The organism is Achromobacter sp. Marseille-Q4954 (assembly GCF_943737025.1).
In the GTDB taxonomy this organism is placed as follows: domain Bacteria; phylum Pseudomonadota; class Gammaproteobacteria; order Burkholderiales; family Burkholderiaceae_B; genus Achromobacter; species Achromobacter bronchisepticus_A.
On sequence record NZ_CALSFQ010000001.1, the window covers coordinates 858,380 to 880,941 of the forward strand.

Below are 22,562 nucleotides of genomic sequence, written 5' to 3' on the forward strand. Positions count from 1 at the left end.
CCGCCGGTCTCAGTTGTCTTCATGCCGCAGCTTGCGCAGGGCGGCGGCCAGGAAGTCCTGCACCTGGCCCACGCACTTCAAGCCGTCATGCGGCACGTTTTCCACCACGTCCAGCACCGCGTTCACGCCCTGCGCTTCGAACGAACGGCGCAGCGACTCCAGGCGCTCCGGGCGGGTACTGCCGGCGGAGTTCGCGCCAGGCATGAAGAACTTGCCGCCTTCGCGATGGGTGATTTCCCAGGTTTCCAGGTCAGCCTTGCCCACGATCATGTGGACCGCCACCTGCTTGAGCGCTTCGATGTCGATGCGCTTGCCGAAACGGGCCTCGGCATCGCGCACGCCCACCCACCAATCCTGGCTGGGATCCAGCAACGTGACCGAGCCCGGCGCGCCGATCGACACGGCCCACAGGCTTTCGGGGTGCAGGTAGGCGAACCGGTTGACGAACTGGCCGCCGCCCGAATAGCCGAACAGGCCGAACTTCTTGAAGTCGCAGCCGAACTTCTCGCCCACTTCCGCCACCATGTCCAGCAGGATCTCGTCGTAGCGGATGTCGCCTTCGCGCAATTGCTTGAAACCGTCGCGGTTGCCGTCGCCCAGCGGGCTTACGGGGAACAGCGGGCACAGCACGATGCAGTCGTTCCAGCGGGCGAACTCCGCGAACGCGTCGCGGTATTCCACGAAGGCGCGGCCGGTGCCGTGCATGATCACCACCAGCTGCATGGGATGCCTGGCGCTGTCGATGTGCGGCGGGACATAGGTGCAGTAGGAAAAGCGCGGGTCGGAGCGGGCGGCGAAGACGGTGCTGTGGCCCAGGTCGTACATAGCCCGCGCGCGGGCGGCGTCGGGCTGGATGGCGGGTGCTGCGTTGGACTGCATGATTTCCTCGTTTCCATGGCCGCGGGGCCGATGGTCTATGCCGGTGGTCGAAATAATGATCACATAAATTGGCGCCAATTTTAGGCGCACGTATTCCGGCGCAACAAGGCAGGGGATTCCCTAGGAACGTAAAAAGGGAGCGCCGCGGCGCTCCCCTGGATGGCGCCGGCGCCCCCGCTCAGCGGGCCGGCGCCAGTCCGCCTCAGCCTTTCTTGAACAGCCGCTTGGCGAGGCTGACCGCCCCCAGCACCACGGCTCCGGCCACGATGCCGAACAAGGCATTGAGCAAGGTGGCCGTGAGCGCCTGCACCACCCCGCCCCCGCCCACCGCGGCGGCGGCCTGGTCGACCGCAGCCTGCACCGGCGCAATGCCGTGCGTCAGGATGGCGCCGCCCACCATGAACATGGCCGCGGTGCCGACCACCGAAAGGGTCTTCATCAGATAGGGCGCCGCACCCACGATGCGCCGGCCCAGCCAGGCCACCGCCTGGGACGATTTCTGGCTCAGGTATAGGCCCAGATCGTCCAGCTTGACGATGCCGGCCACCAGGCCGTAGACCCCAACCGTCATCGCGATGGCGATGACCGACAGCACCAGCACCTGCCGGGTAAAGTCGGCGCCCGCCACCGCCCCCAGGCTGATGACGATGATTTCCGCCGACAGGATGAAGTCCGTGCGTATCGCGCCTTTGATCTTGTCGCGCTCGAAGGCCACCATGTCGACCGTATCATCCTGCAGGGCCTGGGCGCGCGCGGCGTGGTTGCCTTCGTCCGAATCGCCGTGCGGCAGGAACTTGTGCGCCAGCTTCTCCACGCCTTCGTAGCAGAGAAAGGCCCCGCCCACCATCAGCAGGGGCGTCACGGCCCAGGGCGCGAAGGCGCTGATCAGCAGCGCCGCCGGCACCAGGATCAGCTTGTTGATGAAGGAGCCCTTGGCCACCGCCCAGACGACCGGCAGTTCCCGGTTGACCGGCACGCCCGTAACCTGCTGGGCGTTCAACGCCAGGTCGTCGCCCAGCACCCCGGCCGTTTTCTTGGCCGCGACCTTGGTCATGACGGACACGTCGTCCAATATGGTCGCGATATCGTCAAACAGTGCGAAGAAGCTGCTTCCCGCCATCAAGAATCCCCTGTGCCTCGAAAGGATTTTCGAGTGTACAGGCGGCCGGCGTCCGCCAAGCGTCGCCCGCCTGGCCGTTTTCACTTCTTTTCTGTCCGTAACCCCGATGGCGCGGCCGGGCAGCCCGGCCTACCCTGGCGGCTGGACCCGACTATTGCCCCCAGGAGGCCACATGCTTGCCTTGCGACCCAGCTGCGAACACTGCAATGCGGCGCTGCCGCCAGACTCCGCCGCCGCCCGCATATGCAGTTTTGAATGCACCTTCTGCGCCGCTTGCGCCGAAGGATTGCTGGGCAATGTCTGCCCCAATTGCGGCGGCGGCTTCGCGCCCCGGCCGGTCCGCCCCGCCAGCGACCGCAAGGGCGGCAACTTCCTGGGCAAGTACCCGGCCAGCACCGAGCGCAAGCATCGTCCGGTCGACCTGGCCGCGCACGACGCCTTGCGCCGCAGCCTGGACGGCGTTCCGCCGGAACGCCGCTAGCGGCTGCAACGCCCGAACGCGGGCGCTAGCTGTGCGCGTGCGCCGCCGGGCTGGCCGCGTTCTCGAACAGGATGTTGTTTTCCAGGTGGATGTGCGCCATCAGGTCTTCCTTGAAGGTACGCAATCCCAGGTACAGCGCCCGCCACGTGTTGCATGCGGCGCGCGGCAGCGTGATGTCGTGGGTCAGCGCCAGCAGCCGTTCCAGCGCCACGCCGTGGTCGTCGTGCTCGGCGCGCATGACCATGATGGGCATGCCGGCCATGGCGCCATGGCCGCGGGCCAGCATCGGGAACAGCACCTGTTCTTCCTTCTGCATATGGCTTTCCAGCTCCTGCTGCATCACGCGCAGGTGATCGGCCAGGCCGGTCGGGCAGTCAGGGCTGTCGGCGTGCACCTGCTCCACCTTCAGCGCCAACCGGATCAGCTCGGGCAATTGCTGGCGGTGCACCTCGTGGTAGCGCGCCAGGATATGGTCGACCAGTTCGGCCGGCGAGGCCAGCCCCCAATCCGTTTCGTGGGACGGGCTGCGCGCCAGCTCCATCAGGCGCGCCTCGATCTGCGCCGCGTCCAACGAACGCTCGGCCGCCGCCTCGGCCAGGCTTTTCTTGCCGCCACAGCAGAAGTCCAGCTGGTACTCATGAAACACCTGCGTGGCGCCGGGGATGCTGCGGGCCAACTGGCCCAGGGATTGCTCAACCATGCTCATCGCGTCTCTCCATAGTTCGTGACGGGTACTGGAAGCAATGCGAAATCCGTGCCAGGAAAAACTTGCTATTTATCAATGAATTGCAAATTAAAGGGTGAATATCACCCTGGCAGGTCGAGGTTTTATCCACCCCGAACGGTAAAATTCACCCCATGCAAAACCTCCTGCTCGCCGATCTGGTCGCCGACCTGCCCCCCGCCGTCCGCCTGCAGCGGCTGGTGTCCAGCCTGCGCACGCACTTCCGCTGCGGCGCGGTGGCGCTGCTGCAACTGGAGGAAGACCATCTACGCCCCATCGCGGTGGATGGCCTGACGCAAGACGCCCTGGGCCGCCGTTTCGCCGTGCAACAGCATCCGCGGTTGGCGGCCATCCTGGCGCGGCGCGGCGTCACCTGTTTCCACCACGACAGCACCCTGCCCGATCCCTATGACGGCCTGATCAACGGCATGGCTGGGGAACCGCTGCCGGTGCACGACTGCATGGGCACCAGCCTGCACATCGAGGGCCGCCCCTGGGGCGTGCTGACCCTGGACGCCCTGGAAGTCGGCACCTTCGACGCCGAGGCCCAGTCCGACCTGCGCGACTACATCGTGCTGCTGGAAGCCGCTTTGCGCACCACGCGCCTGGAAGCCGAAATCCGCGCGCTGCGCGTGGCGCGCGGCGCCGAACCGGCCGACAGCGCCGTCGCCGACAACAGCGAGATCCTGGGGCAAAGCGTAGCCATCGGCCGCCTGCTGCACGAAATCCAGGTGGTGGCGGATTCCGAGCTGCCCATCCTGCTGCTGGGCGAAACCGGCGTGGGCAAGGAACTGTTCGCGCATCGCGTGCATCGCCTCTCGCGCCGCCGCGACAAGCCGCTGGTGCACGTGAACTGCGCCGCCCTGCCCGAATCGCTGGCCGAAAGCGAACTGTTCGGCCACGCCAAGGGCGCCTTCTCGGGCGCCGTGGCCGACCGCCCCGGCCGCTTCGAGGCCGCCAACGGCGGCACGCTGTTTCTGGACGAAGTGGGCGAACTGCCGCTGCTGGTACAAGCCAAACTGCTGCGCACCTTGCAGAACGGCGAAATCCAGCGCCTGGGCGACGACCGGCCGCGCCGCGTCGACGTGCGCATCCTGGCCGCCACCAACCGCAGCCTGCGCGACCTGGTGCGGGTCGGTGATTTCCGCGCCGACCTCTATCACCGGCTATCGGTCTATCCCATCCCGATTCCGCCGCTGCGCGACCGCGGCAACGACGTGCTGCTGCTGGCGGGCCGCTACCTGGAACTGAACCGCGCGCGCCTGGGTTTGCGCAGCCTGCGGCTGTCGCCGGAGGCCGAGGACATGTTGCGCCGCTACCGCTGGCCCGGCAACGTGCGCGAACTGGAGCACGTCATCAGCCGCGCCGCCATCAAGGCCGTCAGCCACGGCGCCACGCGCAACGAGATCGTGACGCTGGGCGCCAAGCTGCTGGACCTGTCCGACGGCGACATGCCGCTGGCCGCGCCTCAGGAGGACGCCGACGCGCCCGCCGGTCCCGACCAGACGCTGCGCGAGGCCGTGGACGCCTGCCAGCGCCAGGCCATCCGCCGGGCGCTGGAGACGCACCAGGGCAACTGGGCCCATGCCGCGCGCGCCCTGGGCGTGGACTCCAGCAATCTGCACAAGCTGGCGCGGCGCATCGGGCTGAAGGGCTGATGCGCCTCGCGGGGCGTCGGCACTCCCCGCAGCCCTGCCCAGGCCAGACCGCTATTCGATCTTGATGCCGGTGTCCTGGATCAGTTTGCCCCAACGCTGCGATTCGGCCTGCACGCGCTGTTGAAATTCCTCCGGCGAGCTGGACACGATGTTGAAGCCGCCCTGCTCCATGCTGTCTTTGACCTGCGGGGTCGCCAGCGTGTCGCGCAGCGCCTGCTGCACACGCTTGCGCACCTCGGGCGGCAGGCCCGCCGGCGCCAGCATGCCGACCCAGGAATAGGCTTCGAAGCCGGGCACCAGCGTGGCGATGGGCGGCACATCCGGCAGCGCGGGCGCGGGCTGCGCCGTGCCGATCGCCAGCGCGTTCAGGCGCCCGCCCTGCACGAAGCCGACGATGGTCGGCAGGCTGGCGATCACCACGTCCACTTCGCCGCCCAGCACCGCGTTGAACATCGGTCCGCCGCCGCGGTAAGGCACGTGCGTCACCTTGATGTCCGTGCGCGCCGCCAGGGCGGCCAGGTTCAGGTGATTGGAGCCGCCCACGCCGGATGAGCCATAGTTCACCTGGCCCGGATGCGCGCGGGCATAGTCCAGAAATTGCTGCAGGGTGGTGATGCCGGTCTTCTTGGCCGTCAGCAGCACCGCGGGCATGGTGCCGATCAGGCTGATGTAATCAAAGGACTTGATCGTGTCGTACGAAAGATTCTTGTACAGCGAACCGTTGACGGCGTGCGAGTCGAACGCCAGCATCAGCGTGTAGCCGTCGGCCGGCGCGCGCGCCAGCTCGGCGGTGCCGATGGTGCCGGACGCGCCGCCCTTGTTGTCCACCACCACGGTCTGGCCCAGCTTCTGCGACAACACGGGCGCGATGTTGCGCGCCACGTAATCCACCGAACCGCCAGGCGGAAACGGCACGATCAGCCGCACCGGCCTGTCCGGATACCCCTGTCCCCATGCCGCGCCGGCGGTGGCGCAAAGCGCCGCCGCAGCGATGACGGAACGCCATCGTTGCTTCATCATGCCCAGTCTCCTTTGGTGGTATGCGGGCCGCTATGCTGCGGCCCTTATCGATTCACATCGACGACGATGCGGCCGCGTATCCTGCCCTCCAGCAACGGCGCGGCGGCGGCCGCGATTTCCGACAGGCCCAGCTCCTGCGTGTTGGCCTCCAGCATGCCGCGCGGCATTTCATCGGCCAGCCTGCGCCAGGCCTCAGCGCGCAGCGCCATGGGCGCATACACGCTGTCCACGCCGATCAGCGTCACCCCGCGCAGGATGAACGGGGCCACCGTGGCCGGCAGATCCATGCCCTGGGCGAGTCCGCAAGCCGCCACGGGCGCGCCGTACCGCATGCCGGCCAGCACATTGGCCAGCGTGTGGCTGCCGACGCAATCGACCGCCGCCGCCCAAGCCTCTTTCTGCAGCGGCTTGCCCGGCGCCGACAACGCGGCGCGGTCCAGGATGCCGCTGGCACCCAGGCCCCGCAGGTAGTCCGCTTCCTGTGGACGTCCGGTGCTCGCCGTGACCGTGTACCCCTTGCCCGCCAGCAGCGCGATCGCGACGGTGCCAACGCCGCCGTTGGCGCCTGTCACCAGCACCGGCCCGCCTTCCGGCGTGGCGTTGTGGCGTTCCAGCGCCATCACGCACAACATGGCCGTATATCCGGCCGTGCCGATGGCCATGGCCTGGCGGGCATCCAGACCCGCCGGCAAGGGCAGCAGCCAGTCGGCCGGCACCCGCACGGCTTGCGCCAATCCGCCCCAGCGCGTCTCGCCCAGGCCCCAGCCATTGAGCAGCACCGCGTCGCCCGGCTTGAAGCGCGGATCGGCGCTGCCGCGCACGGTACCGGCGAAATCGATGCCCGGCACCATGGGGAAACTGCGCACCACCGGCGACTTGCCGGTGATCGCCAGCGCGTCCTTATAGTTCAGCGACGAATACGCCACCTCCACCAGCACTTCGCCCTCGGGCAGCTCGTCTTGCACGATCTGCGTCAGGCGCGCCTGCGTGCCGCCGTCCTCGCCTCGCGTCAGCTTCAAGGCCTGATACGACATTCCTGCCTCCCTGTGCATCGTGGCGCCGGCCGCCGTGGCAGGCGCCGCCCCTGCGAACCGCAAAGCCAGGCCGGCCGCAATACGCTCGTTCATCATTTCGGTGGTGCCGTCGGCAAAGCACAAGGCCTTGGCCGCCAACAGCCTCCGTCCCATGCCCTGCGCCGGCAGCAAGCCGCTTGCGCCCAACGCCTGGATGCAGGCGGAAACGGCGTCCAGGCATTCCTCGCCGGCGTACTTCTTGGCCATGGCCGCGGCCGGGACCGCCTCGTCCGAACCGGCATCGATCAGGCCTGCCGCGCGGTCCGTCAACATGCGCAGGATCTGTAGCCGCATCGACACGTCCGCCAGCGACCAGCGCAAACCCTGCTGTTCGATGATGGGGCGGCCGAAAGCCTGGCGCGTGGACGCGTGGCGCACCGCCAGCCTCAACGCGCTGTCCAGCAGGCCCGCCGCCATCGCCGCGATGTGCGTGCGCGCCTTGTTCACGCCGGCCAGCGCCATTGGGAAACCCTGGCCCGGCGCATACAGCATGTCGCTGTCCTCGGCCGGATAGCCCTCCAGGCGGATGCCGGCGATGCCGGCCGCGCCCAGCCCCTCCAGCGCCACGCCCGTCAGGCGCTGGCATTGCCGCGCGCGCAGGTCGACGATGAAGCAGGCAATGCCGGCCGGCCCGCGCGCCGGATCGGTCTGCGCGAATACCAGCGCCAGTTCGCCGCCCGCGGCATTGGCCACCCAGGCCTTTTCGCCGTCCAGGATCCACCCGCCGCCATCCTGCCGCCGCGCCCGCGTGGCGATGGCGGCGAAATCGCTGCCCGCGCGCGGCTCCGACATGGCGGTGCCCCCGATCAGGTCGCCCGCCAGCAGCCCCGGCAGGTAACGCTCGCGCGCCGCGGCGCTGCCATGCTCGGCAATGCGCAAGGCCACGTTGTGCTGATTGATGAACGCGAAGGCGAAGGCGAAATCCGTCGCCGCCAAAGTCTCCGCCGCCCGGGCCCGCATGCGGTAGGACAGTCCCAGCCCGCCGTCACGCGCCGGGATCTCGATGCCGCCAAATCCGCGCCGGCAGGCATCGCGGATTTGCGTGCCGGCCCAATCCTGCGCGCCGCTGCCGGCTGCGGCCAGCGGCGCCACCGCCTCCTGCGCAAACGATGCCAGGCCGCGCAGCAGCGCGCGCTCGTCCTCTCCCAGGTCCGCGTCGCGATCGTGCTCTGCGGCGTTCATTGCAATGCTCCCGCCGTCCCGGCGTCAGTCCGGATCACGCCTGCCGCCTGCAAGGCGGCCAGGCTGGCGTCGTCATAACCCGCCATGGCGCGCAGCAACGCCTCGGTGTCCTGCCCCAGCGCCGGCGGATAATCCAGCCGCGGCTGGCCCGCGAACTTGAAGGGGTTGCCGAGCATGCGCACGGGCTCGCCGCCTTGCGGCCTGGCCACCTCTTCCACCATGCCGCGCGACGCCGCCAACGGATGCGCCAGCGCCTCGTCCACGCCCAGGACCAATGCGGCGGGCACACGCCGCGCCTCGAAGATATCCAGCCATTCCTGCGCACTGCGCGCGTCAATGGCGCCTGACAAGGCCTCGGTCAGCGCATCCACGTTGGCCACGCGCGCCGCGGGCGTGGCGTAGCGGGCATCCGTGGCCAGTTCCGGCAGCCCGATCGCAGCGCACAAAGCCTGCCAGAACGCATCGCCGCTGGGCGCCAAGGCGATCCAGCGCCCGTCCGACGTGCGGTAGATGTCGCTGGGCGCGATCATGCCGTGGCGCGCCCCGCTGGCGCGCGGCACGGGGCCGCCCTGCAGATAGCCCTGGGCCTGCCAGGTCAGCATGGCCATCTGCGCATCGAACAGCGACACCTGCACCTGCTCCCCCACACCGCTGGCCTGCGCCTGCACCAGCGCGGCGGCAACCCCCAGCGCAAGGTACAGCCCGCCCGCCAGATCCGCCACCTGATAACCGACGCGCACCGGCTTGCCGCCGGCCTCCCCCGTGATGCTCATCAAACCCGACATGGCCTGCAGCATCAGGTCGAACGCCGGCGCGCCCGCGTAGGGGCCGCGGTCGTCCAGCCCGATCAACTGGCCGACCACGATGCGCGGATTGATTGCGGCCAGCGAGTCGTGATCCAGTCCCAGCCGTGCCGGCACGTCCGAGGCGAAGCCATAGATCACCGCGTCCGCCTCGCGCACCAGATCCTGGAACGCCTGGCGGCCCAAAGGATGCTTCAGGTCCAGCGCCACGCTGCGCTTGCCCCGGTTCACCGACAGGAAGAACGGCGAATCCTGCGCGTCCGACACGGGGGGCACCGAGCGCGCGTAATCGCCGCCCACCGGTTCGACCTTGATGACCTCGGCGCCCAGTTGCGCCAGCAATTGGCCGGCGAACGGCCCGCCCAGCACCCACGTCAGATCCAGTATGACCTTGCCCTGCAGCATGCCTGCTCCCTTTCCGGTGAGTTAAATTCACAGCGTTCTCCGGCACGGCATCCGCCGCCCGATTTCCCGGTATGCAACCTTGCGGCGTATTCCAGCACGGGGCGGACGCCGGGGCCAGGCATCATTTCTAGCGACTGTTGTGAGGTAATTTCACAATGAAACCCAGACTGCCGCCGCTGACGTCCATCCGCGCCTTCGAATCGGTGGGCCGTCAGCTGAGCTTCACCCAGGCCGCGGACGAGCTGTCCGTCACGCATGGCGCCGTCAGCCATCAGATCAAGGCGCTGGAAGACTGGTTGGGTGTGAAGCTGTTCCGCCGTCTAGGCAAGAAGATCGAACTGACGGATCAGGGCCGGCTCTATCTGGACACCATCAGCCCGGCACTGGACGCCATCGCCTCGGCCTCGCGCAGCCTGCGTTCGCGCGAGGTGCTGCGAGTCAATGCCCTGCCCACCTTCACCATGCGCTGGCTGTTTCCCCGGCTGGCCCGGTTCCGTGAGCAATACCCCGAGGTGGAGGTGGAGATCTCCACCGGACTGGAGCCCTTCAGCCGCCTGCCCGCGAATCTGGACGTGGTGATCCGGCGCGAGGCCGAGCCCACCCCTGGCCTCTATAAGCGCCGCGTGCTGAACGAGAGCTTCTTTCCCGTATGCGCGCCCGGCCTGCTGCAACGGCTGCCGCTGGAACGCATCACCGACCTGTCGCGCCACACCTTCCTGCACTGCCGCGCACGGCGCAGCGCCTGGAACGACTGGCTGGCCAGCGTGCAGCACAGCCGGGTCGTGCCAGCCGAATCGCTGGAACTCGAACACCTGTACTTCGCCCTGCAGGCCGCGCTCGACGGCCTGGGCATGACCATAGGCTATTCATCGCTGGTGGCCAGCGACATCGAGGACGGCCGGCTGCTGGCGCCCTTCGGGCCGCTGACGGTACAGTCGCCGGGCTATTTCCTCATCATCCGCGAAGAGCGCCGCCACGACCGCTTGCTGAAGACCTTCTGCGACTGGCTGATGGTGGAAGGCGAGCGTTTCAACAAGCATATGGAGACGCTGGTGCCTGGCGGGTGACAGCCTCCAGCACGATATCCGCCACCAGCTTGCCGGCCTCCCATTGCGGCATGTGGCCGGCATCCGGCAACAGGTGCAGCGCGGTCCTGGCCGGTGCGTTCAGTGCGTGGCGCCAGGGGATGACGGCGTCGCGCCGGCCGTGGATCAACGTGCAGCGGCATTGCAGGCTGATCAGGTCCGCGGCGATGCTCAGTTGCTGCACGCCGTTCCAGCCCACTTCCCGGCATAACTCGATCAGGGGCTCGCGCCGCGCCTGCGTGCTCTGGCGCAAGGCATCGATGAAATTTCCCGACGGAGTCATGCCGGAGACGGTGAGCTTCTGCAGCTCGCGCTGCGCCGCCTCGTTGGTGCCGGCATGCGTCATGCCCGTCAGAAAGCTCTGGTCGATTTCAGTGCCCAGCCCGACCGGCGCGATCAGGACCAGGCTATCCACGGCCATGCCGGGGCGGGATGCCGCCCGGGCCGCCACCGCCGCGCCAAAAGAATGGCCGATCAGGTTCACGGGCCCGATGCACTGGGACGCCACCGTGTCGGCCACCGCATCGACGATATGTTCGAAGCGCGTGGCCTGCGAACGCGTGGCGCCATGGCAAGGCAGGTCCATCGCCAGCACGCGCAGTCCGGCGCGGCTGAGCGCATGCGCCAGGCTGGCCCAGGCGTCGCGGTCGCCGAACATGCCGTGGATCAACACCGCCGTCTGGCTACCCGGGCGCCCCCCTTCCCACACCGTGAACCGGACTTCGCCGTGGCGGGTGTTCGCCCAGGCCTCGCGCTTTTCTCCTGGCGCGCCGCGGGCCTGCATGCTGCCCTGTCCGCCGGCGCTTGCCTGACCGACATCCGCCACGGTCACGCGGCCGTTGGGCCCGGTCCCCGCCACTGCGTCCAGTGCGATGCCGCGCTCGGCCGCGACGCGGCGGGCGGCGGGGGTGGCGAACTTGCGGTCTACCGAAGGCTGCGCGACAGGATGCGCCAACGACGGCGAGGCCGCCGGCGTCCGCGCGGCAGGCGGCGCGGCTGGCGGCGCGACAACGGCCGCCGCGGCAACGGCCGCCGCAGCATCCGCAGGCTTTGCCGCCGCGGATTGCGCCGCCGCGCCGCCCGCGCTCGCCGCCACAGCCTCGCCTTCCATCTGTACCCGCGCGATCACTGTATCCGCGTTGACGAGGCCGTCCACCGCGACCAGATGTTCCACCATGACCCCGTCGTCGTGCGCGGGCACCTCGATGATGGATTTGTCGGTCTCGATTTCGACCAGCACGTCGCCCGTCTTGAAGGCCTGCCCAGGCGCCACGATCCAGGCGACCAGGCGGGCAGCGTCCAGGGCCTCGCCTGTCGGCGGGACGACCATATCCAGCGTTCTCGTCATGCTTGTTCCTTCGAAGATCGATGCGCGCCCCGGCAAGCGGAGTTGCGCCAGCGCAGCGTCAGGCCGCCGGATTCATGAACTGGATGAACTCCGTGATGGCGCCTTCCGGCTCCATCAGATAGAACACCTTGGTGCGCCCTTGCCGCATGACACGCGGCGAGGACACGCTTTCATAGCCGGCGCGCGTGGCCTGCTCGTATACGGCATCCACGTCCTCCACTTCGAAGGCCACGTGGCTGTAGCCGAAATCGCATTGGCGGCGGGGCTGCCTGTCGCCTTCCGGCGTGTAGTACTTGAACAGTTCCACCCGGTGTCCGCCATGGCGCAGCATGGCCCAGCGTATGGTCGCGCCCGGCAGGCCGACCACTTCGCCCAGCGCGGGTTCGCTGCGGTGGTCCATCTCGCCCTCCAGCTCGAAGCCGAGAAAGCCGGTATAGAAGTTGCGCGCGCGTTCGAAATCATTGACGCAGACGGCCGTGTGATGCGTGGCTAGCAGTTTGTCCTTGAGCATTTTTCTCTCCTATGGCGTCCGGTTCAGCGGGCGCCGCCGCGGCGGCTGTCCATGGATTTCAGGGCCATCTCCACGGCCTGCGCGTCCGCCAATGCGGCGCGCTCCAGCACCTTGGAGACCACGGGCGAGGAATTGGCGCCCGTAACGTGCACGATCTCGTGGTCCAGCCAGTCGAACAGCCTTGACTGCGCCTCGCTCGCCACCCGCGAGCCGATCGAGGTGCCGCGGGTAGTCTGCTCCACGATCATCAGCGCCTGCGTGCGCTTGACGCCGGCCGCGATGGTGTCCCAATCGATGCCCAGCGGATCCAGCGTGCGCAGGTCTATCACCTGGGCGTCGATGCCCGTACGTTCCGCCGCCTGGCAGCAGACCTCGACCATGACGCCGTAGGTCAGGATGGTGCAGCGTGCGCCCTCGCGCGCGACCCGGGCCCGGCCGATCGGCACGATGTAGTCCCAGTCCCCGGCGGGCACCTTGCCCAACGTCTTGAACAGGTCGTTGAATTCCACCATCAGGACCGGATCGTCGCAGCGCAGCGCGGCGTTGAGCAGGCCGATGTAGTCATAGGGACGCGATGGCGCCAGGATCCGCCACCCTGGATACTGGGCAAACAGGCCGCTGGCGTCCATGGAATGCTGCGAGCCATAGCCGGTGCCCGCCGTGACCCGGCTGCGCACCAGCACCGGCACTGCGAACTTGCCGCCGAACATGTGGCGCACCTTGGCGATCTGGTTGAACAGTTGGTCCGCGGCCACCAGCGCGAAGTCGGGATACATGATCTCCACCACGGGCCGCATGCCGTTCAACGCCGCGCCCAAGGCCAGGCCAGTGAAACCGTTCTCGCAGATGGGCGTGCCGATGAGGCGTTCCGGAAAGTGATCGCCTATGTCCTTGGTAGCGCCGGCCGTGCCGCCTTTCAGGCGATGCACATCCTCGCCCAGGATGAAGATGCCGTCGTCGCGCTGCATGTTCAGCAGCATGGCGCGCGAAATCACGTCCTGGAACTTGGCGTCCGCCAGGCTCGATGGCGTCTGCTCCTCCAGCTCGATGGCGCGTTGGCCCGCGAGTTCGCCCAGGTTGCCGCGGATACCGCTGTCCACGCTGGCCGGGTCCGGCCACAGTTCGGGCCGGATGCGTTGCGCTGCCTCGTCGCCGTAGTGCTCCAACAGCCGCCCTAGGGCGCCGTCTATCAGTTCGTCCGCACGGCGCTCCAGGCGGGTGAAGCCGGCATCGTCGATCAGGCCCAGCGATTTCAGCTGCGCGGGAAACATCGACATGGGATCGCGCGCGCCCCAGGCCTCTTCCTCGTCCTTGTCGCGGTAGCGGAACGCGCTGCCCTTGAGCGCGCCCGACTGGTGCAGGTAGCGGTAGGTCTGCGCTTCCAGCAGCACCGGCCCGCCGTCGCGGCGGATGATGGCCCGAGCTTCCTGCATGGCCAGGCGCGCAGCCACCACGTCCATGCCGTCGAACTCGATCGCCGGCACGCCCAGGGACAGGCCGCGCGCCGACAAGCGGGTTTCGCGCGTCTGTTCCGACACGTGGGTGGACACGGCGTACAGGTTGTTTTCCACGAAGAAAATGGTGGGAGCGTTGTAGAGCGCCGCAAGGTTCATGGCCTCGTAAGCCGCCCCGCTCTGCATGGCGCCGTCGCCGAAGAAGGCCACCGACACATGATCGCGCCCGCGCAGCTTGTCGGCAAAGGCGTAACCCACCGCATGCGACGGATTGCCGCCCACGATGGCGTTGGATCCATAGATGCCGGCCTCGGGATAGCGCAGATGCATGGAACCGCCGCGGCCGCCGCAATAACCCGGCGTCAGGCCCAGGATCTCGGCATAAGTCCGGTAGACCACCTCGCGGTGCGAATCCAGCGTTTCCGAGTCCAACGGCGAATAGTCCGCCGGTGTGGCGTGGTTCAGCGCCTTGGCAAGAAACTGGTGGTGCATGCGGTGGGTGCCGTTGATCTTGTCGGCCGACTCCAGCACCGACATGGCGCCCACGGCGGCGCCGTCCTGGCCGATGCTGGAATGCGCCGGACCATGCAGGATGCCGGCCACGCTCAGCTTCAGCAGCTTCTCTTCGAAGCGCCGGATCAGTATCAACTGCTCCAGCATGCGGACCATCTCGCGCGGCGCGATGGCCCCCGCATCCGCGGCGGTGGCGGTAAGCCGCCACCACGGCGTGTCGGTGTGCAGGGCGGCAAGCCGCGAGGGTTTCGCGGCAGGCGCCGCGCCTTCATTGATGTGCTTCATCTACGCTTCCCTTCAGTGAGCCGCGGCCAGGGCGGCATCCAGCGGTTCGGTTTCCTGCGCGCGCAGCAACTTCCAGATGTGCGTGCGCAGGTGCACGAATGCCTCCATGTCCATCACGTCCTCGATCCGCTCCATGCTGTCCCAGTCCTCGCGCTTGCGCACGTCGGCCACGTTGATGATTTCCTTGATCTGTCCCGGGCGGCCGGTCAGCACCACCACGCGGTCGGACAGATACACCGCTTCTTCCACGCTGTGGGTAATGAACAGCACGGTGCGCGGATTGAGGCGGGACAGCTTGACCAGTTCTTCCTGCATCACCACGCGGGTCTGGGCGTCCAGCGCACCGAAGGGCTCGTCCATCAGCAGCACGTCGGGATCCAGCGCGTAGCTGCGGGCGATGGCCACGCGCTGCTGCATCCCGCCGGACAGCTGGTGCGGATAGGCCTGCTCGTAGCCCGCCAGGCCCATCAGTTCGATGTAGCGCGCCACGGTCCGCGCCCGCGCCTCGCGCGAGGCGCCCTTGCACTTCAAGCCGAAGCCAATGTTCTCGGTCACGGTCTTCCAGGGAAACAGTGCAAACTGCTGGAACACGACGGCGCGGTCCGGTCCCGGTTCCTCGACTTCCTTGCCACCCACCCGCACGCTGCCGGCCGAGGGAAACTCCAGGCCGGCCGCCATGCGCATCAGCGTGGTCTTGCCGCAGCCGGACGGCCCGACGATCGAAACGAACTCCCTCTCGCCCACCTCGAAACTCACGTCATCCAGGGCCAGGAAGCTTTCCCCACCCCGGCTGAACGTGCGCTGCACCCGCTCGAAAGTAATCTGACTCATGCTTGCGTTCCTTTGTTGAGAGCCGCGGCCGCCGGCTTACCTGGCGACATCGGCGACGAAGGCCCTGAGCTTGGGATCGTCCTGGATCATCTGCAGATACTTGCCCGTGACCATGGTCTTGGGATCGGGGATCTTCTTGACCACGCCCACGGACACCATGAATTCCCCCACGCTGTTCCACCAGCCCACGATCTCCGAGGAGCCGCCCGGGCCCGGCGCAAACAACTTGGTCTGCTCCGCCAGGTCGAAAGCCGGACGGTCGCGCAATTCCTGCGCCAGGTACTTGTCGGGGAACTTCACGCCCACGCTGCCGAAGAAGGCCTTCAGATACGCCTGGGCCTCCTCGGGATGCGCGCGCTGCCAGGCCACCGCGCGCAGGTAGACCGCCAGGAAGCGGGCGACCTTGTCGGGATGCTTCTTGGCGAAGTCCGGCGTCGTGAACAGGTAGCTGTGGATAGGCATCTTCAGCTCGGCGCCGGTGCAGATCACCTTTGCGCCTATGGCCTCTTCCAGGATGTAGGTATTGGGAGCCCACACCGAGGAAATGTCGTACTTGCCGCTCATTACCGCGGCATTGATGTCGGGCGGCGACAGGTTCACGAAACGGTAGTCGTCGGGCTTGAGGCCGAACTTCTGCGACAGGCATTCCGTGGCGCCCCATTGGCCCGTGGAGTTGCTGGTGACGGGAATGGTCTTGCCCTTGAGCAGCGCCGGGTTCTTGAGATACTCGTCCGCCCGGTCCTTGGTGGCCATCAGCGTGATGATGGCGGCCTCGCCGTCGGCGATGCCTATGGTCTGCAAGCCATACTTCGACGCGCCCAGCAGCGACGGAATATTGCCCGCCCCGCCCACGTCCCATGATCCGGACGCGCCCGCCGCGATTTCGACCGCGCCGGAAGCGAAGGTCGAGATCTCAGGCTTCAGGCCCACCTCCTTCCACCACCCCTTCTCGCTGGCGATGTACCACTCCAGCGCCCACCGCTGCGGCTGCTGACCGATGCGGATGGTGAACAGTTCATCTCCCGCCGGCGCGGCCTGGGCCGCCGCCTGTCCGGGTCCCCCCAGCCAGCACCCGATCACGAGCGCTGCCAAGGCCTTGAGGCCTTTGTAGTGTTTCATCTGTCTCTCTCCAGTATGAAATGACGCTGCCTGCACTGCCTGCCTGTACTCCCTCCTTTGTTCCCGGGGTCAGCGCGACCAGTCGCGCTGCACCCTGCGCTGCAAGGCGCGCATGCCGTAGTCGATGCCTGCGCCTATCAGGCCGATGGTGATCATTCCGCTGATCACGATAGCGGGCTCCAGATTGCTGCCGCCCTGCACGATCATGTAGCCCAGCCCGGTCGAACCCACGATCAGTTCCGCGCCGATCAAGGACTGCCAGCCGAACCCCGCGCCGACGCGGATGCCAGCAACGATGTGCGCCAATGCGGCCGGCAGCAGGATTTCCGTCAGCGTCGTCCAGCGCCCCGCCCCCAGCATCTGGCCGGCCTCGATCAAGGCGCGGTCGATCTGCCTGGCGCCGCGATAGGCGTTCAGTACACAGGGCGCGAAGGCGCCGGCGAATATCACCAGCGTGGGCGACAGGAATCCGGTGCCGAACCAGAAGATCGCGAACGGCACCCAGGCGATCGGGGGAATGAAGCGGAAGGCTTCGAACACCGGCGCCACCGCCCAATCCAGCGCCTTGAAACGCCCCATGAACAAGCCCAACGGGACACCAAGCAGGACCGCGATGGAGAAGCTGATCAGGAATTTCTCCAGGCTGGCCAGCAGATGCATCTGCAGCACCGAGCCCGCATAAGGTTCGTGCGTGTGCTCGGCCATGCTGCGCAGCACCGTCAGCGGTCCAGGCAGGAAGGCCGGAGACACCAGGCCCAGCCCGGACAGCAATGCCCAACTGCCGAACAAGGTGGCGATGCCCAGCGCCGGCATCAGCCAGCGTTCCAGCACGCGGCGCGACACGAGGGCGCGCGCGCGGGACGGGCCGGCGCGGCTCAGGCTTTCCATGGCATCACCTTGCGTTCGACCTGCGCCAGCAGCGCCGACATCAGCATGCCCATGCTGGCCACGGCGGCCATGGCCACCACGATCATTCCCGAGTTCAGGTCGCGGGTAGCGATGATCAGCACATGGCCCAGGCCGACGAAAGAGCCAACCAGCTCGGCCGCCACCAGCACCATCCAGCAGGCCTGCAGCGAGGTCCTCAGGCCCGTGAAGATGGCGGGCAGCGCGCCTGGAACAATGACGTCCAGCAGCATCAGGCGGCCCGCCGCGCCATTGACGCGCGCCGCCTGGAGCAGCGTGTCGTCGATGTTGCGCACGCCGGTGTAGGTATTGATCACGGTCGGCGCGAAGGCTGCCAGCCAGATGACGAAGACCTTGGCGCTGGTGCCCAGCCCGAACCACAGGATGGTCAGCGGAATCCAGGCGATGGGCGCGATCGGCCGGACAATCTGGAACACCGGATTGACGTAGGCCTCGACCAGCCGGTTCTGCCCCATCAGGATGCCCAGCGGCACCCCCGTCAACGCCGCCGCTGCAAACCCGTACAGCACCAGTCCGGTGCTGGCCGCGATGTGCTGCAACAGCGTACCGTCGGCATAGCCTTCCCCAGCGATCTCCAGCAGGGCGTCCCAGGCGTCGGCGGGCGACGGCAGCTGCACCGGGCTCAACAACTCCAACGGCCCCGTGGCCAGGTACCAGGCCAGGAACAGCGCCGTGACCGACGCGCCGCTGACCAGCCAGCGCAGGGACAGGCGCCGGCGCACCGGCGCGGGCGGAGGGGCGGGTGGCCTGGCGACGGTCATGGCGGCGCTCCGGTCGAGCAGGGCCAGGGCGGCCGGAACGCCGCCGACGGCGGGCGGGGAAAGAGGATGGCGGGCCATGTCAATGCGTCCTCAGCACGATCTTTGCCGACGCCGCGCGTCCGCCATCGAGGTCGGAGAAAGCCCGCGCGCCCGCACCCAGCTCACGCTCCTCGATCCAGGACAGGTCGCCGAAAGCGCCGCGATGCAGCGCCTCTACTGTCGCGCGCAGGTCGGCGCTGGTGTACGTATAGGCGCCAATGAGGGTGATCTCGTCCAGCGTCAGGCGCCGCATGTCGATCTCGCTGGCCCAGTCCTGCAGGCCGATGTGCAGCATGACGCCGCCTGGCTGCACCGCGGCCAGCGCCGCGGCGCGCGTAAGCTTGCCGCCCACCGCGTCCACCACCAGTTCGTACGCGCCCGGTTCGGGCGCAGCCTCGCGCGGATCGAAGGCCATGCAGCCCGCATGCCGCTGCGCCGAGGCGCGCCGCAACGGATTGGTCTCGGCCAGGCTGACGCGGCAGCCCTGGCTGCGCAGCAGCAGCGCCGTCAGGAGGCCGATGGCGCCGCCGCCCACGACCAGCGCGCGGGCTTCGGCCAGCGGGCGGAACAGCGCCCGCTGCGCCAGCGCCAAGCCGTGCAAGGCCGTGGCCGCGGGCTCGGTCAGCGCGGCCGCGGCGGCCGGCATGTCCTGCGGCACGGGTATCAGGCAACGCTCCGGTATGGCCATGAACTCGGCGAACGCGCCGGGACGCGTCATGCCCACCATGCCGCGGTTGCGGCAAAGATTGTTGCGGCCCTGCACGCAGAAATCGCACTGGCCGCAGTGGATCAGCGGATTGCCGGTGACCCGCTGGCCCGCGCGGCTGCCGCCCACCAGCGTGCCGACGAACTCGTGGCCCAGGATCAGCGGCGGATTGCGGCGCGGATCATGCCCATGATAGGCGTGCATGTCCGAGCCGCAGATGCCCACGGCCTCGATGCGCAGCAGCGCATCACCGTCCGCTGGCGCGGGGTCGGGTTCATCGCGGTAAGTCAGCTGGCCGGGCGCGGTGTAGACAAGGGCTTTCATGGCGGGACTCCACGGAGATGCCGATCAGCGAGCCGAAAAGCCGCCGTCTATGAACAGGGTCTGCCCGGTGATGTAGGCCGACGCCTCGCTCGCCAGGAACACGGCCGCGCCGTACAGGTCCTCCAGCCGGCCGTTGCGACCGATCATGGTGCTGGCCGCCAGGGCCTGCACGCGGGCCGGGTCGCTCATCACGGGCGCGGTCAGCGGCGTCTCGAAGAAGCCCGGCGCGATCGCGTTGCAGGTAATTCCGTGGCGCGACCAGTACTCGGCGATGGCGCGGGTCAGCTGCATCAGGCCGCCCTTGGACGCGCCATAGGGCGCGCTGTCGGGAAAGGCGCGCACGCACTGCAGCGAGGTGATATTGACGATGCGGCCCCAGCCGCGTTCGCGCATGGCCGGCGCCAGCGCGCGGGTCAGCAGGAACGGCGCGGTCAGGTTGATCGCCAGCGAGCGGTCCCAGTCCTCGTCGGCCGTGTCCTCGAAGGGCTTGCGCACGTTGATGCCCGAGGCATTTACCAGGATGTCGGGCGCGCCGAACGGTTGGGCCGCGCGGGCGGCAAAGCCGCGCAACGCATCGCGGTCAGCCAGATCGCAGGACAAGGCGCGCGCCCGCAGGCCTTGCGCTTCGAATTCACCCGCGGCGCAAGCCAGCTCCTGCTCGCGCCGCGCCACCAGCACCACGCTGGCGCCGGCCCGCGCCAGCGCCAGGCCGATGGCCTTGCCTATGCCGGAACTGCCGCCGCTTACCAGCGCAACTCGGCCGTCCAGGTCGAACAGGCGGAACATGTCGTTCTGCATGATGGCTTCACTCCCGCACCGGTTCGCCAAGTTCGAAGGACTCTTTGGGAAAGTACTTGGCCAGGCGGTCGTCCGCTGTGCGCGCGTGCGCCTCCATGCCTTCCAGGCGCGAGATCCGCGCCGTCACCTGGGCGGTGTCGCGGCTGGCCTGGCGCGTCATGCGCTGCCAGGTGACGGTCTTGATGAACTTGTGCACCGAAAGGCCGCCCGAATAGCGCGCCGCGCCCTTGGTGGGCAGGATGTGGTTGGTGCCGCTGGCCTTGTCGCCGAACGCCACCGTGGTTTCCTCGCCCAGGAACAGCGAGCCATAGCAGGTCAGATGCCGGAACCACCAGTCCAGGTCCTCGCAATGGACCTCCAGGTGTTCGCTGGCATAGCGGTCGGAGACCTCGACCGCCTCATCGCGCGTATCGCACAGCACCACCTCGCCGTAGTCGCGCCAGGCGGCGCCGGCCGCGTCCCTTGCGGTAGGCGGCAGGGACGCGATCAGTTCGGGCACCCGCTTGAGCACGGCTTCGGCCAACTTGCGGTCGGTGGCGATCAGCCAGGCCGGCGATTCGTGCCCATGCTCGGCCTGCCCGACCAGGTCCGAGGCCACAATCGCCGGGTCCGCCGACGCGTCGGCGATGATGCAGACCTCCGAAGGCCCGGCGAATACGTCGATGCCCACGCTGCCGAACAGCATGCGCTTGGCCTCGGCCACGAACTTGTTGCCCGGTCCGACGATGATGTCGGCCGGCTTGCCGGTGAACAGGCCGTAGGCCATGGCGGCGATCGCTTGCACGCCCCCCAACGTCATCACGGCGTCCACGCCCGCCACCTGCATGGCGTACAGCACCTGCGGATGTATGCCCTCGCCGCGGTAGGGCGTGGAGCAGGCGATGACCATGGGCACGCCCGCCGCCTTGGCCGTGGCGATGCTCATGTAGGCCGAAGCGATGTGGGCGTAGCGCCCGGTAGGCACATAGCAGCCCGCCACATTGACCGGTATCAGGCGTTGGCCCGCGACCAGGCCGGGCGCGAGCTCCAATTCGAACTCGCGCACCGAAGCCATCTGCGCCTGCGCGAACTTGCGCACCTGGCCGGCGGCGAACTCGATGTCGCGCTTGATGCCGTCGGGAATGGACGCGGTGCGCCGCTCCATCTCTGCGCGGCCGACCAGAATTTCCCCCTCCCATTTATCCAGCCGCCGGGCGTAGTCGCGCACCGCGGCCTCGCCGCCCGACTTGATGTTCGCCAGCATCTCGGCTGCGACCTCACGCGCGGCGGCCTCATTGCCCTGGGGCTGCCTGGACGCGGATTTGAGCTTGCTTACTGCCATGGTATGGCCTCGCGGAAGAATGGATAAAGCTCAGTTGGTCTTGTTGGCGAAGGTCTTGAGCGCCGGCGTCAGCTCGACTCGCTTCATGTAGTCGTCCGTGATGTAGGCCTTGGGATCCGGCACCTCGGTGAGCGTGCCCACGCTCTTCAAGTAGCCAGACAGCGCCTCGTAGGCGTTGTCCAGTGTGGACTTGCCGCCGCTGCGCGACATCAGCTTGAGCTGTTCATCCAGCGTGAAGATCGGCCGTTCCAGCTCCTGCCCCAGGTAGCCGTCGTTGAGCTTGATGCCGTTGGCCTGGAACAGCTTGCGCAGGTAGCCCATGGCTTCCGCCTTGTTGTTCTTTTCGAAGCTGACGGCCCGCAGATATACCGCCAGGAACTTGGCGACCGCGTCCGGATTCTGCTGGGCGAATTCGCCGCGCGCCACCAGCGCGCCTGGAATCATCACGCCCGCGTCCTTGCCGCTGCACACGACTTCCGCGCCGATCTGTTCGTTGAGCGTGTAGAAATTGGGCGCCCAGGTGCCGGCCAGCATGCCGTTACCTCCGGTGTAGGCGGACACCAGTTGCGCCGGGGCCAGCGTCACCACGCTGACGTCGCTGCGCTGCATGCCCCATTTCTTCAGGCAGGCCATGGTGGCGTATTCGCCCGTCGAGTTCGGACTGAGGAGGATCTGCTTGCCCTTCACTTCCTTGGCCGCGTTGCTGCGCACGGCGGCGGCGTTTTCCTTGCGCGCCATCACGCCGTTGGCGGTCGATTCGTCATTGGTGACGCCGAGCGTCACGATGCCGTAGCGCTGCGCGCCCAGCACCGCGGGCGGCGACCCCGTTCCGCCCACGTCCCAGGACTTGGACGCGGCGCCGGCAATCTGCTGCGCCCCCGCGGGATACACCACGAACTCCGGCTTCAAGCCGGCTTCCGCCCACCAGTTCTTTTCCGTGGCGATGTAGATCGGTAGCGCCCAATAGGCAATCTGGTAGCTGACCTTGATGGGAGTCGGCGTCTGGGCCGACGCGGACGGGCTCAACAACAAGGCGCCCAGCGGCGCCAGGCACAGACCCAGGATGCGGGGGATTCTCGACATGCTTAGTCTCCGATAGTGGATTCCGGTCTGCATGCGCGAGCTGCCGCGACATTCCCCGGATAGCAGGCCCGGATCTGCGTCCGGGCTCGGTTTTTTGAAAGCGCATACAAAG

At 67.8% G+C, this 22,562-nt stretch carries 20 protein-coding genes and 1 pseudogene; 3 read left to right on the plus strand and 18 right to left on the minus strand.

Annotated elements, in window-relative coordinates:
- Positions 1–9: 9 nt before the first annotated feature.
- Both NGK62_RS03900 and NGK62_RS03905 read right to left on the minus strand, forming a co-directional pair.
- Positions 10–879: an alpha/beta hydrolase family protein gene (locus NGK62_RS03900; RefSeq protein ID WP_251877496.1), complete on the minus strand. Its 870-nt coding sequence runs from the start codon at positions 877–879 to the stop codon at positions 10–12.
- Positions 880–1,081: 202 nt separating this feature from the next.
- On the minus strand, positions 1,082–1,999 hold the full coding sequence (locus NGK62_RS03905) for a DUF808 domain-containing protein (RefSeq protein ID WP_251877498.1): 918 nt from the start codon (positions 1,997–1,999) through the stop codon (positions 1,082–1,084).
- A gap of 172 nt (positions 2,000–2,171) precedes the next feature.
- On the opposite strand from NGK62_RS03905, the gene NGK62_RS03910 reads away from it, so the two are divergent.
- Positions 2,172–2,480: a DUF1272 domain-containing protein gene (locus NGK62_RS03910; protein WP_251877500.1), complete on the plus strand. Its 309-nt coding sequence runs from the start codon at positions 2,172–2,174 to the stop codon at positions 2,478–2,480.
- 25 nt (positions 2,481–2,505) lie between these two features.
- On the opposite strand, the gene ytfE is transcribed toward NGK62_RS03910, so the two are convergent.
- On the minus strand, positions 2,506–3,186 hold the full coding sequence (gene ytfE / locus NGK62_RS03915; RefSeq protein WP_059375052.1) for an iron-sulfur cluster repair protein YtfE: 681 nt from the start codon (positions 3,184–3,186) through the stop codon (positions 2,506–2,508).
- Positions 3,187–3,338: 152 nt separating this feature from the next.
- On the opposite strand from ytfE, the gene norR reads away from it, so the two are divergent.
- Positions 3,339–4,862, plus strand: coding sequence for a nitric oxide reductase transcriptional regulator NorR (gene norR / locus NGK62_RS03920; protein WP_251877502.1), 1,524 nt, complete (start codon positions 3,339–3,341; stop codon positions 4,860–4,862).
- Positions 4,863–4,913: 51 nt separating this feature from the next.
- Here norR and NGK62_RS03925 read toward each other — a convergent pair whose 3' ends face one another.
- From NGK62_RS03925 to NGK62_RS03940, 4 genes and pseudogenes are all read right to left on the minus strand, one after another.
- Positions 4,914–5,882: a tripartite tricarboxylate transporter substrate binding protein gene (locus NGK62_RS03925; protein ID WP_251877504.1), complete on the minus strand. Its 969-nt coding sequence runs from the start codon at positions 5,880–5,882 to the stop codon at positions 4,914–4,916.
- A 44-nt stretch (positions 5,883–5,926) separates the two neighbouring features.
- Complete coding sequence (gene acuI / locus NGK62_RS03930) at positions 5,927–6,934, minus strand: acrylyl-CoA reductase (NADPH) (protein WP_286012427.1); 1,008 nt, start codon at positions 6,932–6,934, stop codon at positions 5,927–5,929.
- A gap of 60 nt (positions 6,935–6,994) precedes the next feature.
- Positions 6,995–8,137 (minus strand): annotated as a pseudogene (locus NGK62_RS03935) (acyl-CoA dehydrogenase family protein); the annotation flags it as partial.
- A complete protein-coding gene (locus tag NGK62_RS03940; protein ID WP_251877506.1) occupies positions 8,134–9,345 on the minus strand; it encodes a CaiB/BaiF CoA transferase family protein in 1,212 nt (403 codons plus the stop codon). The pseudogene NGK62_RS03935 and the gene NGK62_RS03940, both read right to left, overlap by 4 nt.
- A gap of 155 nt (positions 9,346–9,500) precedes the next feature.
- Between NGK62_RS03940 and gcvA the strand changes: the two genes are divergently transcribed.
- Positions 9,501–10,412: a transcriptional regulator GcvA gene (gcvA, locus tag NGK62_RS03945; protein WP_251877508.1), complete on the plus strand. Its 912-nt coding sequence runs from the start codon at positions 9,501–9,503 to the stop codon at positions 10,410–10,412.
- On the opposite strand, the gene NGK62_RS03950 is transcribed toward gcvA, so the two are convergent.
- The 11 genes from NGK62_RS03950 to NGK62_RS04000 form a co-directional block, all read right to left on the minus strand.
- A complete protein-coding gene (locus tag NGK62_RS03950) occupies positions 10,375–11,778 on the minus strand; it encodes an alpha/beta fold hydrolase (RefSeq protein ID WP_251877510.1) in 1,404 nt (467 codons plus the stop codon). The two genes, gcvA and NGK62_RS03950, sit on opposite strands and share 38 nt — an antisense overlap.
- Before the next feature lie 58 nt (positions 11,779–11,836).
- Positions 11,837–12,289 (minus strand): VOC family protein, encoded by a 453-nt coding sequence (locus NGK62_RS03955; RefSeq protein ID WP_059375061.1) that lies wholly within the window; start codon positions 12,287–12,289, stop codon positions 11,837–11,839.
- Positions 12,290–12,312: 23 nt separating this feature from the next.
- Complete coding sequence (locus tag NGK62_RS03960; RefSeq protein ID WP_251877512.1) at positions 12,313–14,541, minus strand: alpha-ketoacid dehydrogenase subunit alpha/beta; 2,229 nt, start codon at positions 14,539–14,541, stop codon at positions 12,313–12,315.
- 12 nt (positions 14,542–14,553) lie between these two features.
- Positions 14,554–15,372: an ABC transporter ATP-binding protein gene (locus NGK62_RS03965; protein ID WP_054450398.1), complete on the minus strand. Its 819-nt coding sequence runs from the start codon at positions 15,370–15,372 to the stop codon at positions 14,554–14,556.
- A 36-nt stretch (positions 15,373–15,408) separates the two neighbouring features.
- Positions 15,409–16,491 carry an ABC transporter substrate-binding protein gene (locus NGK62_RS03970; protein ID WP_251877514.1) on the minus strand — a complete coding sequence of 361 codons (1,083 nt, stop codon included), beginning with the start codon at positions 16,489–16,491 and terminating at the stop codon, positions 15,409–15,411.
- Positions 16,492–16,560: 69 nt separating this feature from the next.
- Positions 16,561–17,379, minus strand: a complete 819-nt coding sequence (locus NGK62_RS03975; protein ID WP_118931813.1) for an ABC transporter permease — start codon at positions 17,377–17,379, stop codon at positions 16,561–16,563.
- Complete coding sequence (locus NGK62_RS03980) at positions 17,367–18,257, minus strand: ABC transporter permease (protein ID WP_251877516.1); 891 nt, start codon at positions 18,255–18,257, stop codon at positions 17,367–17,369. Before NGK62_RS03980 ends, NGK62_RS03975 begins: the two co-directional genes overlap by 13 nt.
- A gap of 1 nt (position 18,258) precedes the next feature.
- Entirely contained in the window at positions 18,259–19,248 is a 990-nt protein-coding gene (locus tag NGK62_RS03985) for an alcohol dehydrogenase catalytic domain-containing protein (RefSeq protein ID WP_251877518.1), read from the minus strand.
- 24 nt (positions 19,249–19,272) lie between these two features.
- Positions 19,273–20,046, minus strand: a complete 774-nt coding sequence (locus NGK62_RS03990) for an SDR family NAD(P)-dependent oxidoreductase (RefSeq protein ID WP_059375074.1) — start codon at positions 20,044–20,046, stop codon at positions 19,273–19,275.
- Positions 20,047–20,053: 7 nt separating this feature from the next.
- Entirely contained in the window at positions 20,054–21,367 is a 1,314-nt protein-coding gene (hpsN, locus tag NGK62_RS03995; protein WP_251877520.1) for a sulfopropanediol 3-dehydrogenase, read from the minus strand.
- 30 nt (positions 21,368–21,397) lie between these two features.
- On the minus strand, positions 21,398–22,450 hold the full coding sequence (locus NGK62_RS04000; RefSeq protein WP_251877522.1) for an ABC transporter substrate-binding protein: 1,053 nt from the start codon (positions 22,448–22,450) through the stop codon (positions 21,398–21,400).
- Positions 22,451–22,562 lie beyond the last annotated feature (112 nt).

Bases quoted from the DNA above. Each gene is read 5' to 3' on its own strand.
- NGK62_RS03900 (WP_251877496.1), bottom strand. From the start codon at position 879: ATGCAGTCCAACGCAGCACCCGCCATCCAGCCCGACGCCGCCCGCGCG.
- NGK62_RS03905 (WP_251877498.1), bottom strand. From the start codon at position 1,999: ATGGCGGGAAGCAGCTTCTTCGCACTGTTTGACGATATCGCGACCATA.
- NGK62_RS03910 (WP_251877500.1), top strand. From the start codon at position 2,172: ATGCTTGCCTTGCGACCCAGCTGCGAACACTGCAATGCGGCGCTGCCG.
- ytfE (WP_059375052.1), bottom strand. From the start codon at position 3,186: ATGAGCATGGTTGAGCAATCCCTGGGCCAGTTGGCCCGCAGCATCCCC.
- norR (WP_251877502.1), top strand. From the start codon at position 3,339: ATGCAAAACCTCCTGCTCGCCGATCTGGTCGCCGACCTGCCCCCCGCC.
- NGK62_RS03925 (WP_251877504.1), bottom strand. From the start codon at position 5,882: ATGATGAAGCAACGATGGCGTTCCGTCATCGCTGCGGCGGCGCTTTGC.
- acuI (WP_286012427.1), bottom strand. From the start codon at position 6,934: ATGCACAGGGAGGCAGGAATGTCGTATCAGGCCTTGAAGCTGACGCGA.
- NGK62_RS03940 (WP_251877506.1), bottom strand. From the start codon at position 9,345: ATGCTGCAGGGCAAGGTCATACTGGATCTGACGTGGGTGCTGGGCGGG.
- gcvA (WP_251877508.1), top strand. From the start codon at position 9,501: ATGAAACCCAGACTGCCGCCGCTGACGTCCATCCGCGCCTTCGAATCG.
- NGK62_RS03950 (WP_251877510.1), bottom strand. From the start codon at position 11,778: ATGACGAGAACGCTGGATATGGTCGTCCCGCCGACAGGCGAGGCCCTG.
- NGK62_RS03955 (WP_059375061.1), bottom strand. From the start codon at position 12,289: ATGCTCAAGGACAAACTGCTAGCCACGCATCACACGGCCGTCTGCGTC.
- NGK62_RS03960 (WP_251877512.1), bottom strand. From the start codon at position 14,541: ATGAAGCACATCAATGAAGGCGCGGCGCCTGCCGCGAAACCCTCGCGG.
- NGK62_RS03965 (WP_054450398.1), bottom strand. From the start codon at position 15,372: ATGAGTCAGATTACTTTCGAGCGGGTGCAGCGCACGTTCAGCCGGGGT.
- NGK62_RS03970 (WP_251877514.1), bottom strand. From the start codon at position 16,491: ATGAAACACTACAAAGGCCTCAAGGCCTTGGCAGCGCTCGTGATCGGG.
- NGK62_RS03975 (WP_118931813.1), bottom strand. From the start codon at position 17,379: ATGGAAAGCCTGAGCCGCGCCGGCCCGTCCCGCGCGCGCGCCCTCGTG.
- NGK62_RS03980 (WP_251877516.1), bottom strand. From the start codon at position 18,257: ATGGCCCGCCATCCTCTTTCCCCGCCCGCCGTCGGCGGCGTTCCGGCC.
- NGK62_RS03985 (WP_251877518.1), bottom strand. From the start codon at position 19,248: ATGAAAGCCCTTGTCTACACCGCGCCCGGCCAGCTGACTTACCGCGAT.
- NGK62_RS03990 (WP_059375074.1), bottom strand. From the start codon at position 20,046: ATGCAGAACGACATGTTCCGCCTGTTCGACCTGGACGGCCGAGTTGCG.
- hpsN (WP_251877520.1), bottom strand. From the start codon at position 21,367: ATGGCAGTAAGCAAGCTCAAATCCGCGTCCAGGCAGCCCCAGGGCAAT.
- NGK62_RS04000 (WP_251877522.1), bottom strand. From the start codon at position 22,450: ATGTCGAGAATCCCCCGCATCCTGGGTCTGTGCCTGGCGCCGCTGGGC.